The 14,892-nt window shown below is 35.1% G+C and carries 14 protein-coding genes; 2 read left to right on the forward strand and 12 right to left on the reverse strand.

The window, feature by feature from the left end:
* Window positions 1-114: 114 nt before the first annotated feature.
* A complete protein-coding gene (locus tag BW929_RS01820) occupies window positions 115-369 on the forward strand; it encodes an AbrB/MazE/SpoVT family DNA-binding domain-containing protein (RefSeq protein WP_076543651.1) in 255 nt (84 codons plus the stop codon).
* A 127-nt stretch (window positions 370-496) separates the two neighbouring features.
* On the opposite strand, the gene BW929_RS01825 is transcribed toward BW929_RS01820, so the two are convergent.
* The 7 genes from BW929_RS01825 to ruvX all read right to left on the reverse strand — a co-directional run bounded on the left by BW929_RS01825 (window position 497) and on the right by ruvX (window position 5,422).
* Window positions 497-1,186 carry a cell wall hydrolase gene (locus tag BW929_RS01825; protein ID WP_084566044.1) on the reverse strand — a complete coding sequence of 230 codons (690 nt, stop codon included), beginning with the start codon at window positions 1,184-1,186 and terminating at the stop codon, window positions 497-499.
* 254 nt (window positions 1,187-1,440) lie between these two features.
* The gene (locus BW929_RS01830; protein ID WP_076543652.1) at window positions 1,441-1,662 is read right to left on the reverse strand and encodes a DUF4911 domain-containing protein; all 222 of its coding nucleotides are present in this window, start codon (window positions 1,660-1,662) and stop codon (window positions 1,441-1,443) included.
* Between the two features lies 1 nt (window position 1,663).
* On the reverse strand, window positions 1,664-2,893 hold the full coding sequence (locus BW929_RS01835) for a peptidase U32 family protein (RefSeq protein WP_076543653.1): 1,230 nt from the start codon (window positions 2,891-2,893) through the stop codon (window positions 1,664-1,666).
* Window positions 2,886-3,530 carry an O-methyltransferase gene (locus BW929_RS01840; protein WP_076543654.1) on the reverse strand — a complete coding sequence of 215 codons (645 nt, stop codon included), beginning with the start codon at window positions 3,528-3,530 and terminating at the stop codon, window positions 2,886-2,888. Before BW929_RS01840 ends, BW929_RS01835 begins: the two co-directional genes overlap by 8 nt.
* Window positions 3,531-3,589: 59 nt before the next feature.
* A complete protein-coding gene (mltG, locus tag BW929_RS01845; RefSeq protein ID WP_076543655.1) occupies window positions 3,590-4,612 on the reverse strand; it encodes an endolytic transglycosylase MltG in 1,023 nt (340 codons plus the stop codon).
* 87 nt (window positions 4,613-4,699) lie between these two features.
* Window positions 4,700-4,966 (reverse strand): DUF1292 domain-containing protein, encoded by a 267-nt coding sequence (locus BW929_RS01850; protein WP_076543656.1) that lies wholly within the window; start codon window positions 4,964-4,966, stop codon window positions 4,700-4,702.
* A gap of 48 nt (window positions 4,967-5,014) precedes the next feature.
* A complete protein-coding gene (gene ruvX / locus BW929_RS01855) occupies window positions 5,015-5,422 on the reverse strand; it encodes a Holliday junction resolvase RuvX (RefSeq protein ID WP_076543657.1) in 408 nt (135 codons plus the stop codon).
* A gap of 123 nt (window positions 5,423-5,545) precedes the next feature.
* On the opposite strand from ruvX, the gene BW929_RS01860 reads away from it, so the two are divergent.
* Window positions 5,546-6,379: an AraC family transcriptional regulator gene (locus BW929_RS01860; RefSeq protein ID WP_076543658.1), complete on the forward strand. Its 834-nt coding sequence runs from the start codon at window positions 5,546-5,548 to the stop codon at window positions 6,377-6,379.
* Between the two features lie 65 nt (window positions 6,380-6,444).
* Here the strand turns inward: BW929_RS01860 and BW929_RS01865 are convergent, their stop codons facing one another.
* From BW929_RS01865 to tyrS, 5 genes are all read right to left on the reverse strand, one after another.
* Window positions 6,445-8,244 (reverse strand): ABC transporter ATP-binding protein, encoded by a 1,800-nt coding sequence (locus tag BW929_RS01865; protein WP_076543659.1) that lies wholly within the window; start codon window positions 8,242-8,244, stop codon window positions 6,445-6,447.
* A gap of 107 nt (window positions 8,245-8,351) precedes the next feature.
* On the reverse strand, window positions 8,352-9,626 hold the full coding sequence (locus BW929_RS01870; protein ID WP_076543660.1) for a Gfo/Idh/MocA family protein: 1,275 nt from the start codon (window positions 9,624-9,626) through the stop codon (window positions 8,352-8,354).
* Window positions 9,627-9,796: 170 nt separating this feature from the next.
* Window positions 9,797-10,057, reverse strand: coding sequence for an IreB family regulatory phosphoprotein (locus BW929_RS01875; protein ID WP_076543661.1), 261 nt, complete (start codon window positions 10,055-10,057; stop codon window positions 9,797-9,799).
* A 117-nt stretch (window positions 10,058-10,174) separates the two neighbouring features.
* Window positions 10,175-12,811 carry an alanine--tRNA ligase gene (gene alaS, locus BW929_RS01880; protein ID WP_076543662.1) on the reverse strand — a complete coding sequence of 879 codons (2,637 nt, stop codon included), beginning with the start codon at window positions 12,809-12,811 and terminating at the stop codon, window positions 10,175-10,177.
* Window positions 12,812-13,244: 433 nt separating this feature from the next.
* Window positions 13,245-14,465: a tyrosine--tRNA ligase gene (tyrS, locus tag BW929_RS01885; protein WP_076543663.1), complete on the reverse strand. Its 1,221-nt coding sequence runs from the start codon at window positions 14,463-14,465 to the stop codon at window positions 13,245-13,247.
* Window positions 14,466-14,892 lie beyond the last annotated feature (427 nt).

Below are 14,892 nucleotides of genomic sequence, written 5' to 3' on the forward strand. Positions count from 1 at the left end.
ATCCATTTTTTACTTGAAAAAATAACTTTTGGGTATTGACTATGGGTCTGAATAATTGTATAATGTAATAAATAAGAATAATTTGTCGAAATTTGTTAAGAAAGGAGAATTAACATGAAATCTACTGGTATCGTCCGTAAAATTGATGATTTGGGTAGAATGGTAATTCCAATTGAGCTCAGAAAAACTATGAATATCAATAAAAAAGACCCAATGGAAATCTTCGTTGACGAAGAAAAAATTATTTTGAAAAAATATGAACCAGCCTGTATATTCTGCGGCAGTGCAGATGACACTATCGAATATAAAGGTAGAACAATCTGCGGAGAATGTATGGAGAATATGAAAAATCTGCAGGAAGAAAAATAATATTTTACCCAAATAACAAAAATTGGATATTAATATCTAAAAAAATAGCACCGGAATGGTGCTATTTTTTTGCTTCTATATAGTTTAATTAATAATATTTATATTTATGAAACTTTCATTTTTTGTTCTATCGTAAAAATACGTGACCACCAATTCTGGTTACATAATTACGTCGAGATATCCAGGCAGTATTTGTAGCAATATCCGGATTGTAAAAATAAATCGAACCCAGAGTTGGATCATATCCAATTAAAGCTGCTCTGGCAGCCTGCAGTTCTTCTTCGCCCGGATAATAGTTAGCCTGCCCATCCATTAAACTACTAAACTGTCCCTTCTGTAAGATAACATCTCTAATTGTGTTTGGAAACTGATTACTGACAATTCTATTTAAAATAACTGATCCGACAGCAACTTTCCCTCTAAAATCTTCACCTCTAGCTTCACCATGAATAATTCTGGCAAGTAAGATAATATCATCTCTGGATATGTTGTAGTTTAACTGTGCTTTTAACTCAGGTAGAACTTTAAAAGAACTCTCACCAAAAACGCCATCTACACTTAGTCCATTTTCTTGTTGAAATTTCTTAACTGCTTTAACTGTAACTCCTCCATAAATCCCATCTATATTTCCCTTATAAAAATTTAACTGTTTAAGTTTCTGCTGTAATACAGCTACATCTATTCCTTCGTCTCCCCTGCTCATTGCTCTACTTCCAAATTCAGTCAGTTCCAGAGCCTTCGCTTCCTCGAGATTGACAAAAGCCACCATTATGAGGAGTAACATCACCGAGATTAAAATCCTGCTTTTACTCAGCATCACTATTACCTCCCTGTTGTAAACTACTAGTTAAATGTATAATACAATCTTCCTCCTTCTTTTACTTCCAGTTCAACATCAATAATCATTATCGACTTATTAAATTATGTATGATTATCAACTTAATAATAAACAATTACTGACTGATTGTCAAATGTTCTTATTTTACATTTTAATCAGTTCTTATTTAGAATATTTAAGATTGTAGTCAATACAGGGAATAATGGATATAACCTTTTTAATAAGATAAAAAATTATTCTTCTGAAATCAATCTCACTTTAAATTCCTGCCCCAGATCAGACATTATTTCTTTAACCTCATTTTTGGTGCCCTCTGTAACATCAATCCAAATTTCACCTGGATTATCATGATCGACATTTACAATGCCAACTCCCTCGTAGGCTTTAATAATCATGTCAATATAATTAATTTCTGTAGGATCAACCTCATATCTCAGCTTTAAAGTATCCGTCATCTTAATTCTCCTTTTGCCGGCGCAGTAACGATCCAGCAGGAACTTCAATTTTAAGTGGGATTCTAATTAGCTGTTTTGGATGAGGAGCTGAATCGATTTCTGCCCCTTCTTCATCAAGTAAATAAGAGGCATTAACTGTAAAAGTTTTCTGCCCGGGTACTATAAATTCCAGCTCATCTCCCTTAAAAATCTTGTTCCTGACTTCTACAACAGCTTCCCTTTTAGAATTATCATATTCTCTAACAACTCCCATAAAATCGTAACTCCTCAAATAAGAAGAGCTTTCGTATCGCTGCCCCTCAGCTCCAGGTTTTCCATAATAAAAACCTTTTGTGTAATCTCGATGACTTATTTTTCTGAGTTCTGCCAGGAGTTCGGGATCAGCTTTAAAATTTTCAGGATCCCTGTAATACTGATCAATAAGCTGCCTGTAAGTATTAACTACTGTGGCAGCATAATGAATACTTTTCATTCTACCTTCAATTTTTAGACTGCTTAGTCCTATATCGATTAGTTCTGGTATCTCTTCTGCCAGATTTAAGTCGCGAGAATTCATAATAAAAGTTCCCTGATCATTTTCTTCAACTGGATAATATTCGCCAGGCCTCTTTTCCTCAACCAGATGATATTTCCAGCGGCAGGACTGAGCACAGTCTCCCTTATTTGCATCACGCCCGACAAAATAATTGCTCAATAGACAGCGGCCAGAATAAGAAATACACATTGCTCCATGAACAAAATACTCCAGTTCAACTCTGCCTTTTGTTTTTGCTATAATTTCTTTGATTTCCTCCCGACTGAGCTCCCGGGCCAGAATAATCCGTTCAGCACCCTGATCCGCCCAAAATAAAGCCGAAGCCCAGTTAACATTGTTGGCCTGGGTACTGATGTGAACTTCCATCTCCGGCATTTCTTTTTTAACTGCAGCAAAAACTCCTGGATCAGAAATAATTAATGCATCCAGATTGAGCTTTTTAATTTGATCTATATATTCTGGAAGTTGAGCCAACTCCTTATTGTGAGGAATCATATTCAGAGTCATATAAACCTTTTTATTACGCTGATGAGCAAATTCAATTCCTTCCTCCAGTTCTTCAACAGTAAAATTATCAGCTCCAGCTCTTAAGCCAAAGTTTAAACCTCCACAATATACAGCATCTGCACCAAATAAAATGGCAGTTTTTAATTTTTCTAAACTCCCTGCCGGTGCCAGTAATTCAACTTTATTCATTTATATCCTTCCTCCTGCTAATTGCCATCCCATCGCCTGCAGTCACTATAGTAGAATCAAGCTCTGGATGGTTCATTATTAATTTTAAATATTTTTTTAAATTATTGACTATTGTCCTGATTTTATGATGTGTTTCACCTGTTTCTAAAACCTTACCTTTATAGAGCACATTATCGGAAATTAAAAGTCCTTCTGGAGCCAGAAGCTCCATTAAATATTCAAAAAGATAAAAATACTGCCCCTTGGCAGCATCAAGAAAAATAAAATCATAATCTTTTTGTAGATACATTAGGATATCAAAAGCATCGCCAATCTTTAAATCGATTTTATCCTGAAAATTAAAACGAGCAAAATTTTCTTTTGCCTTTAAAGCTCTCTGAGAATCAATTTCGACAGCAGTTATCTCTGACCACTGAGAACTGTATTTAGCCAGTAATAATGTTGAAAAACCCTCGGCTGTTCCAATCTCAAGTATTTTATGGGGTTTTTTAATTTTTAACTGCATTTTAAGCAAATCTGCCGCATCGCGATCAATAATTGGAATATGCTTTGCTTTACATTCTTTTTCAATCTCAACAAATTCCGCTTCTATGTATTTATTTTTAGCAAATTGATTGTTAATATCGGTAATTTTCATAATCTACTTCCTTAAATTTTGCCTGCTTTTTGACTGATTGCTTAATGATTTTTCTGCTTTTAATAATTTAGTTCTTTCTGTTTTTGCAGATGCTGGTCATAACTCTCTGTAAAAACATGACTGCCGTCCTCCCGGGCAAAATAAAATAAATAGTCACTTTGAGCAGGATTAATAGCTGCTTCTACAGCAAGATCTCCGGGACTGGCGATTGGAGTTGGCGGCAGATTAGATACCTGATAGGTATTATAGGGAGAATCGATTTTTAAATCATTATATAACACTCTTTTAGTTCTTTCCGGCAAAGCATATTGAACAGTAGCATCCAACTGCAGCGGCATCCCTGCCTGCAGACGGTTATAAATAACCGAAGCAATAGTTTTATTTTCTGATTTTAGTTTCCCTTCTTCTTCAATTAAAGAAGCAATTATTAAAAGTTCATAAGCAGAATAATCCATTTTGGCAGCTGCCTCTTTAATTTGTGGCAGTCTTTTTTCTACAAAATAATTTATCAGCTCTTCAGCTATGTCACTCTCACTATAGCTGAGGGGGAAATTATAAGTTGTAGGTATAATAATTCCTTCAGCCGGATAAATCTGATCTTTACTTAAATCTGAATCAGAAAAATCCATTGGCAGTTTTAGCTCTGCAACCTGACGATTTATTTCTCTGGCCAGTAAATCTCTCTTATATTTAGGAATCTCCAGAGCTGCAAATCTATTTAAAATTTCTTGCAGAGTAAATCCCTCCGGGATAGTAATTTTAAATATTTCTTCTTCCCCACGCTGCAGTTTATCTATAATTTTTAGAGGAGTATCGGAAGTTGAAAAGCGATAATAACCTGCTCTGAGATTATCAATCCCTTTAAATCGAAGTAATAAATAGAAAATGGTTGAAGATTTAATTACTCCTTCTTTTTCCAGTTTTTCCGCAATTGCACGACCTGTCATTCCTTTTTCAATCTCAACCAGAATTTCCTGTGGATCGAGTTCATTTATAGGCTCCATTAAAGAATAAGCCCTCAGCGAAAAACTGAGTAATATAATAAAAACTAAAAATACCAGGGCTGTTCTTTTCAACTTCATATTCTTCCTCTCATAATCTAATTCTTTAGTTTCTAAAAATTCATCCAGATAAAAGCAGGTTTTTAGCTCAGCCGGCTTAATTAAAAATTACTCCATATCTTCTATGTAAGCTGCCTGAACTTTTTCAAATTCCTCTTTTTCTTCAACAGGAATAATAATTTCTTCTTCACCCTCATTTAAAATTTTAACAACTGTTGCATCAGCATTTTCGCCCGCTCTTGCATCAACAATTATTAGATATTTAACCCCATCAATAACCAGATCATCTTCTATTATAAAACGGCTCTCTCCGGTGCCATCTGATAAAACTAATTCCTTTTTATCTTCGTCAATCCAAAACTTACCATCACTCATTTTAATTACCCCTTTCTTTTAATTAACTGTTGATACTGGATAGCAATTTTACTGCTGATCAAGATAAGACTGCAGTATTAAAGCAGCAGCCATCTTATCAATCACCTTTTTTCTACCCTGTCTACTCACATCAGCCTCCAGCAAAATATTTTTAGCCTGACTTGTTGTTAGACGTTCATCCTGAATTATTATCGGAAGCTCAAGATTATTTTTTAAAAAGTTAACAAAAGCCTGAGTTATTTCCGCTCTTTTTCCGACTGAACCATCCATGTTATAGGGCATCCCGACAACTATTTTTTCTACAGCATATTTATCTATGTATTCTTTAATTTCTAAAAGCAGTTCCTGATGTCCGTGCATTTTGAGTGTTGACAGCGGCTGAGCTGTCCAGCCCAGAGAATCACTTACTGCAACTCCAACTCTTTTGTTACCGTAATCCAGTCCTAAAATTCTCAAATCTTTTGCCTCCAATTTTCTTTCTTCAATAAAATATTATATAATCATTTTAGTAAATAAGCAAATTTTTCAGCTTAAAGATAAGTGATTTAATCAATTTAATTTATTCTCTGGAGGCGAAAAATGAACAAACCTGTTATTACTCATGTAAAAAGAAATTCGGAACCATTTAATATGGATCAAAAACATTACCACAATCTATTTGAAATTTATTATCTCTTAAAAGGTGAACGCAATTATTTTATTAATCAGCGCAGCTACCATGTGAAAAAAGGGGATCTGGTCTTAATTAATAAAAATATTCTTCATAAAACCAGCACTATTGATAGGAAAAAACCTGAACATGAAAGGATTTTAATTCAGTTTGATGAGAATCTATTTTCTTCTCTGGCAGCCGAAATGAATGCAGCAGAACTTTTTGGGATTTTTGAGAAAAAAGAAAATGTTTTAAGCCTGAATCCAGAGCAGCAGCTCTGGCTGGAAGAAGAACTATTTAAGTTAACTGCCGAATCAAAAAAAGAAAGAGATGCAGAAAATGCTTTATATATAAATTTAATTATTGCTGAAATGTTAATTTTCATTAAAAGAATTCTGGCAAAATCAACCATTCAAAATCTCAAGTATCCGGACCAGAAACATAAGAAAATTTCTGAAATTGCTGCTTATATAAGTCAGAATTACAATGAAAAATTAACTCTAGGTAGACTGGCAAAAAAATTTAATTACAGCTCTGGCTATTTAAGCCGTGTGTTTAAGGAAGTTACAGGCTTTAACTTTGTAGAATATAAAAATAATGTAAGAATAAAAGAAGCAAGCAAACTGCTTTTGCAGAGTAATCTTTCTGTTACAGAAATTGCAACCAAAGTTGGTTTTAATAACATTACTCATTTTGGCAGAATTTTTAAGAATTTTACAGATTTATCACCACTTGAATACAGAAAAGTAAAAGACCTCTAATCAGAGGTCTTTAGCTAGATAAAAAACATTTTCAGAAAATAGTTTCGAATACTAAATTTATTCAGTTAAGTAGTTGAGTTTTCCAGCAAATCCTCTTTTGAATATTTAATCGCCTCCTGAAACTGTTCTTTAAAATATTTTTTATAAAGGCCATTTTTCTGCAGTAATTCTTGATGACTACCTATTTCTTTAATTGCTCCTTTCTCCAAAACTACAATTTTATCCACATTCATAATTGTAGAAAGACGATGTGCAATAATAAAAGTTGTTCTTCCTTCCATTAATTTTTCTAAAGACTCCTGGATTAAATTTTCGGATCTGGAATCAAGTGAAGAAGTGGCTTCATCAAGAATTAAAATGGAAGGGTCACTTAAAAAAGCTCTGGTAATTGTTATTCTCTGTTTTTGTCCTCCCGAAAGGCGCGCACCTCTTTCCCCGACCTCAGATTCAAAATTATTTTCCAGCTGCATAATAAAATCGTAAGCATTAGCTGCTTTAGCCGCTTTGATTATTTCTTCTTCCGCAGCATCTTTTTTCCCGTAAAGAATGTTTTCTCTAAGAGTACCGCTAAATAAAATTGCCTCCTGAAGAACTATTCCTATCTTTTCTCGCAGTGATTTTAGCTTAAATTCTCTTATGTCTTCTCCATCAATTAAGATTTTACCTGAAGATACATCATAAAAACGAGGAATCAAATTGACCAGAGAGGATTTCCCGGCTCCACTTGCCCCTACAAAAGCAGTCTTTTCTCCTTTTTCTACAGTCAAATTTATATTTTTTAAAACTTTTTCTTCCCCATTATAGGAGAAATTAACATTTTTAAATTCTATTTTTTTCTCCATATCAACGAATTCTCGGGCATTTTCTTTTTCCTGCACCTCAGGTGTTTTATCAAAAACCTCAAAAACTCTATCGATAGCCGCCATTGAATTCGAAAAAACAACATTTAGCCGAGAAAATCGTTCAATTGGCATATAGAACATACCCAGATAGGCATAAAAAGCTGTCATCTCACCAATTGATAGATTACCATTAAGAATACTTATTGAAGCAAACCAGATTATAATTACAGGTGCTATTTTAATTAAAAAACCATTTAAAGCATTGTTAATAGAAGAGAGTTTAACTCGATTCATATTAAAATTAAAAAGTTTTTTAGATTTTTTTTCGAATTTTTCTTCTTCCTGTTTTTCCATTGTAAAAGCTCTAATAACAGTTGCTCCTGATATTTTTTCCTGAACATCCCCCTGAATATTTTCGATTTCATCCTGAACCATTCTACTCGATTCTTTAACCCGCTGGCCTATAGTTTTAATTATCATTATATAAAAAGGTAGAATTGATAAACTGATCAGAGTCAGTGTTACATCCATCTTAAACATAATAATCAGCAGAAATATTAAAATAGACCCATCAATCCAGACATTTGTCATAGCACTATTTAGCATATTCTGACAGAGCTGAATATCACTGATTAATCTGGTTACAATGGCTCCTGATTTATTTTGATCAAAATAAGAAGCAGACATTCTCTGAATATGCTTAAATAGATTATAACGAAGATCAAAAACTACACTCTGAGCCAGTTTACCTGCATATTTATGTCGAATATAAACCCCTGGAATCCAGACGAAAAAATAAAGGCCAATCATCAACGAAGAATAATAGTGGATTTTACTAATATACTCAGATTTCAGACCGACAGATATATTGCCCGCATTAACAAGGATTTCATCAACAAAATATCGCATAATCTGGGGAAAAATCATTGGCAGAACAAATTTAATTGTTCCCCCAAAAGCAGCAAATAAAATATAATGCCAGTAAGGTTTAACATAGTTTAAAAATCTTTTAAATGAATTCAATTTTATCACTCCATAATTTTTATGTCTTAATAGCAATTAAGACTTCTGAAATTAATCAGAAGTCTTATCTACTTAATAGGGAGTTAAACTATATTTGCTAATCAAAATTATTTTGTTAATCTTGATGGGAATTCTACCAAATTATCTATCTTAATTGGCTGATCTTTTTCAATTGACCGTCTGGCTGCTATACCTGTTAAAATTGACATTGCCCCATCATAGCCACCTGCCTGTCGACCCAGTGGATCTGCTTCAGGATTTTCAAGGAAAATATCTTCTAATAAACGCTTATCTCCTCCACCATGTCCACCCTCTTCCACTTCTACATCAATTGTATAGGACTCTTCAAAAAGTGGAAAAACTTCCAGCCTGATATTATTATCCGGGGTCTGTCTTTCTAATTCTCCATCATGTCCGCTAATATAAGAAGCTTCGACAACATCCTGTTCAATTCTTCCCTCTGTTCCAATAAAGGCAACTTTATATCCCTCATAAGGTGCATAGTTATTAAGTGAATAACTTAAAAGTGCTCTGTTCTGATACCTGACAGTCAGAGCTCTTGTATCCCAGATATTTATTTCTGGAGAGAATACACAGCGATCTCTAAAGTAGCCGTCTTCAGCTTCTGCATCCAGATAAAGAGCAGAAAGTTTATCTGAAGAACTCATATCAAGTTCAAAATTACATTGCTCCTTAACATCACAATCCTTACATCTCATTCTATACTGAAAAGTTTCTGGTTTATAAAATCTTTTCTCACCAAAGGCAAATACTTCTTCGGGGGCTGAGTCAAGCCACCAGTTTACTAAATCAAAATGATGAGTTGCCTTGTGAACCCAGAGTGAACCTGAGTTTCTTTTTTCTCCATGCCAGCGGCGATAATAATCAGCACCATGAGTCGTATCCAGATACCAGTGAAACTCAACCATTGTCACCTCACCAATTACTCCCTCCTGCAGCATTTCCTTTACTTTAGAGCGGTAAGGTGAATAACGATAATTAAATGTAACAGTTAAATCATTACCTGTTTCTTCCATAGTATCAATTATTTCTTGATTTTTTACTTCGTTGGTGGTCATCGGCTTTTCTGTAATCACTTTTAAATCATTTTTCAGACCCTTAATTATGTATTCATGGTGATGTGAATCTTTGGTGGTAACTACAATCCCCTCGATATTCTCTTCTGCCAGCATTTTTTCAAACTGATGCGGCTTATAGGTTGGCAGCTCAAGACCCAGTTTTTCGTTAACATAGTCCATTCTTGTCTGATTTAAGTCAAGCAGAGCAACCAGTTCATTTTCTGCTGCTATTTTTTCATTTTCAACTAAGGCTTCATAATACATTGCTGAACGTGACCCGGTTCCAATTACTGCGTATCTCATTATTAATTCCTCCCAAATATGATTAATTGATTATAAGCAAATTTTATATAAAAAAAAGAATAATAACAAGACATTTATTGTTTTCCTTAGTTGATATTCAACATTTTTTGATATCTTTAGTTAAAAAAAGACAGCTGAGAAAATTCAGCTGCCTTAACACTATCATCCTGCTAGTTATTTAAGTAACTCCGCAGTAATTCTTCTATAATCTCATCGCGGTCAATAGTTCTAATCATTGTCCGGGCATCTTTGTAGCTTGTTATATAAGCAGGATCTCCAGAAAGTAAATATCCGACAATTTGGTTAATAGGATTATACCCTTTTTCCTCCAGGGCCTTAGAAACCTTACCCAGCACAAATGCTGCTTCACTTAATTCTTCTTTATTAATCTTAAATCTCATAGTTTTATCATTAAAATCTTCTGCGGCCATATATATCACATCCCGTATTTTAATTTGCCTTATATTATTATTTCTGCAGCCAGCTGCAAATTCCTTGTTTTTATCAGTAATTTTTACTTATAAAGCTTAATTTAATATTTTATTTAATCAGCCTTCAATTTCCCTCACAATTTTTTCTACTTCTGCCAGTGCCTCAGCAGTCTTTTCTGGTTTTGAACCTCCTGCCTGGGCCATATCAGGACGTCCACCTCCACCTCCACCGGCAATTCGGGCTACTTTTGAGATAATATCTCCAGCTTTAAATCCTTTTTTAATAAGATCATCAGTAACAGAGGCAACAAAAATAACCTTGTTCTCACCTTTACTGGCCAGAACAATTACAGCTGAATCAATTTTATCTTTCAGCTGATCATTTAAATTTCTTAAGGCTGAATTATCAAGTCCATCCAATTCTGCTGTCAGTAAATTTACTCCTTCTACTTCCTGCAGTTGGTCAATCAAATCGTCTTTTTTCGAACCAGCTAATTTCTGTTTTAATGCTTCCAGATCTTTTTCCAGATTTTTTTGTTCTTTCTGCAATTGTTTAACCCGCTGCAGCAAATTATCAGGCTCAGTTTTTAGTTTAGCGGCAGTCTTATTTAAAAGATCAAGTTTTGAATTAAAGTAATCAAGAGCATATTCGCCGGTTACTGCTTCAATTCTTCTTACTCCAGCAGCAATACCGCTTTCCGAAACAATTTTAAAGGCTCCGATGTCACCAGTAGCATCAACATGGGTTCCACCACATAATTCAAGGCTGTAATTACCCATTTTAACAACTCTGACTTCTTCGCCATATTTTTCACCAAAAAGAGCAGTCGCTCCCATCTTTTTAGCTTCATCAATATCTTTTATCTCAGTTTGAACAGAATAATTTTTCATTACTGCCTGATTTACTTTTCTTTCAATCTCATCAATTTCCTCTGCTGTAAGAGCAGAAAAGTGAGTAAAGTCAAAACGCAATCTATCTGGAGCTACCAGAGAACCTGACTGATTTACATGTTCACCTAAGACTTCTTTTAAAGCTTTATGAAGCAGATGAGTTGCCGAATGATGACGGGCAGTTGCCAGACGGCGGTTATGATATACTACTGCTTCCACAGCAGAACCAGGCTTGAGTTCACCTCTATTTACTTCTACCTGATGAACAAAAACATCAGCTTTTTTAATAGTATCCTTAACCTCTGCCTCAAAATTATCAGACTTAATTACCCCTTTGTCCCCAATCTGACCTCCACTTTCTGCATAAAATGGAGTCTTTGCAAGAATAATCTCACCGTTTTCCCCCTTACCAAGCTTTTCGACCTTCTGCTTATCTTTGAGCAGGCCAACAACTTTAGTCTTTTCTTTGAGGGAGTGGTAACCGGTAAAGTTATCTTCCTCAATTTGAGCTTTAAACTCTGCGTATAACTTTTCTACCTCACCACTGCTGAAAGAAGTTTCCTCTCTGGCTTCGCGAGCTCTTTTCCGCTGAGCTTCCATCTCTTTTTCAAAACCATCTTCATCAACTTTAATTCCGGCTTCGGCTGCAATATCTTCAGTCAAATCAAGCGGAAAACCATAGGTATCATAGAGGCGGAAGGCATCCTTACCGGCCAGTACTTCTTTATTTTCGGCTTCAAGTTCAGCCAGCATTTCCTCTAAAATATTTAAGCCCTGTTCCAGGGTTTTTAAGAAACTTTCTTCTTCAGATTTAAGCACATTTTTAACATGAGCCAGCTGTTTTTTTAAATCAGGAGCAACTCCCTTTACAATCTCAGCTGTTTTTTCTACTAATTTATATAAAAATGGTTCTTTAAAACCAAGTTTGCGGCCATAACGAGCAGCCCTTCTAATCAGCCGCCTAATTACATAACCCCGTCCCTCATTGGAAGGCAGAGCTCCATCTGAAATAGCAACAGAGGCTGAACGAATGTGGTCGGCAATTACTCGATAAGCAGTAACACTCTCCTGATCCTGCTGATAGGGAATACCTGTCATTTCTACTACCTGATCGATAATCGGTTTAATTAAATCTGTTTCAAAGTTGGTTTCAGTTTCCTGCAGAATTGATGCAACCCTCTCCAGACCCATTCCGGTATCTATATTTTTATTTGGTAATTCTTTGTATTCTCCCGCCTCAGTATAATTGTACTGAGTAAATACCAGGTTCCAGATTTCTAAATATCTGTCACCCTCACCACCGAGTACATCTTCTTTACTATCTCCAGCTTCTACACCGCGGTCATAATGAATCTCCGAACAGGGACCACAGGGACCAGTTCCAATCTGCCAGAAATTTTCTTTTTTCCCCATGCGGACAATTCTTTCTTCCGGCAGCCCAACCTGATCATGCCAGATTTTAAAAGCTTCTTCATCTTCTCTATAAATTGTTATCCAGAGCTTATCCTGATCCAGTTCCAATACTTCTGTTACAAACTCCCAGGCCCAGGTAATGGCCTCTTCTTTAAAATAATCGCCAAAAGAAAAATTACCCAGCATCTCAAAATAGGTGTGGTGGCGGGCTGTTTTACCGACATTTTCTATATCATTTGTACGGATACACTTCTGGCTGGTAGCAATACGCTTTTTAGGTGGCTCAAGGCTGCCGTCAAAATAAGGCTTAAAAGGAGCCATCCCGGCATTTATCCACAACAGACTCGGATCATTTTTGGGAATCAGCGGTGCACTATCCATAACTAAGTGACCCTTTGACTCAAAAAAATCAAGATAAGCCTGTCTTATTTCATCTCCACTTTTAATCATTAAAACCTTCCTCTCTATAAATTTATTTCTTTCTCTCAGATATTAATCTCCACGACGCTTTTCATTGAGAATTAATTATGGATTGTTCTCCTAATAACTGCTGCCGCTGAAATTAAATTAGTTATATTAAAGTATATTTATTTTTCTGTTCGTAATTGTATTTAACTGAAACTAGTGCTCAAAATCTTAAATCGACTGACTAAGCAGCTTTTCTAGAAAAACTTTAAGAATATGAGCAATTAATAAGACCTGAGAACAGGATGCTCTCAGCTGACCGCAGAACACGAGGTTCTATCGGGAAGGTAGTCTTATTAATTGCAAAATATGATTATTAGTTTTTCTTAAAGCTGATCTGGATGGAGAATTAAGATTTTGAGACCCTAGTTATTTTAAACTAATTTATAATGAACAGAAAAATAAATTATAGTACCATTTAAACTAATTTAATTTTAGCAAAGCGGCGTTTACCAATCTGAATTATCATTTCATCCTCAACTTTAATATCCAGATTAATCTTTTCATATTTTTCATCATTTATTGTGACAGCACCCTGTTTGATCATTCTGCGGGCCTGACTGTTAGAGTCAACAAGTCCAGTGGCAGCAACCAGTTTAACTATCCAGAGCTCGCCAGCTTCCAGATCAGATTCTGCGATCTCAATTACAGGAATATCTTCTGGCAGATTACCTTTTGAGAACACACTTTCAAATTCCTGGCGGGCTTTAACTGCCGCCTCATCATTGTGATATTCGCTTACAATCTCATGTGCAAGTTCCTTTTTTAGCTCCATAGGATTAAAATCATCCCGACTGAGCTTTTCTTTCATCTCTTCTAAGCGTTTAATTGAAACATCAGTTAAAAGCTCAAAATAACGTAAAATCATGTCATCCGGAATCGACATTACCTTTCCAAACATATCAGCAGGCTGATCATAAACTCCAATATAATTATCCAGACTTTTACTCATCTTATTAACACCATCTAAACCTTCCAGTAAAGGCATCATAAGTACTACCTGAGCCTCCTGGCCGTATTCCTGCTGCAGTTTGCGTCCAACTAAAAGGTTAAAACGCTGGTCAGTCCCCCCCAATTCAACATCAGCTTCAATTGCAACTGAATCATAACCCTGCATTAAAGGATAGAAAAATTCGTGAATCCCAATTGGTTTTCCCGAATTATAGCGCTTGGAAAAATCATCACGCTCCAGCATTCTTGCTACTGTATAATGAGCGGAAAGTTCTAATACATCAGCAAAATCCATTTCATTTAACCAGTCACCATTAAACACAACATTTGTTTTATCTGGATCAAGCACCTTAGAAAACTGTTCTTCGTATGTACGGGCATTTTCTAAAACTTCTTCTTTTGTCAGCTGATTTCTGGTTTCAGATTTTCCAGTCGGATCACCAATCATCCCGGTAAAATCACCTATAATTAAATAAACTTCATGACCCAAATCCTGAAATTGCTTCAGCTTGCGAAGCACAACAGTATGACCTAGATGAATATCCGGTGCGGAAGGATCAAGTCCCAGCTTGACTTTTAAAGGCCTGCCTTCTTTTTCTGCTGCAACCAATTTTTCCTTGAGTTCTTCTTCGGAGATAAGATCACTTACTCCTCTTTTTAGTATCTTTAACTGTTCATTAATTTCCATAAAAAACACCTGTCCCTTGCTGTCGGCAACAGGTACTTCACCTCCTGTATCCTTTGTCATTTAATTATAACAGATAGATTAATTACTAACAAGGGGTACCATAAACAGAGATTCCGCAAATGATTTTTAAAAAATAAAAAAGAGAGAATATTACTTTAAACAGTATTTTCTACACTAAAATCAGCTCAAATAAGATACAGAACCCCCTTTCCCCCATTGAAATGGAAGGTTTTTAGCATATTTGCTTTGCAGTTCTATAACCAACTGAACAAATTCAGATATTATCCTGAAGAAGCTCCTGGATAATATAGTGGTTCATTTAAGCGGATAATTCCTCTGTAAAATCTTCTTAAAAATATCTTTTTAGTATCTTTTTTAAAATCAAAAGTTCTTAAATTTCTGTAGATATATAAATGGAATAAATTAT

Origin of the sequence: Halanaerobium kushneri, assembly GCF_900156285.1 — a bacterium.
Taxonomy (GTDB): Bacteria; Bacillota; Halanaerobiia; order Halanaerobiales; family Halanaerobiaceae; genus Halanaerobium; species Halanaerobium kushneri.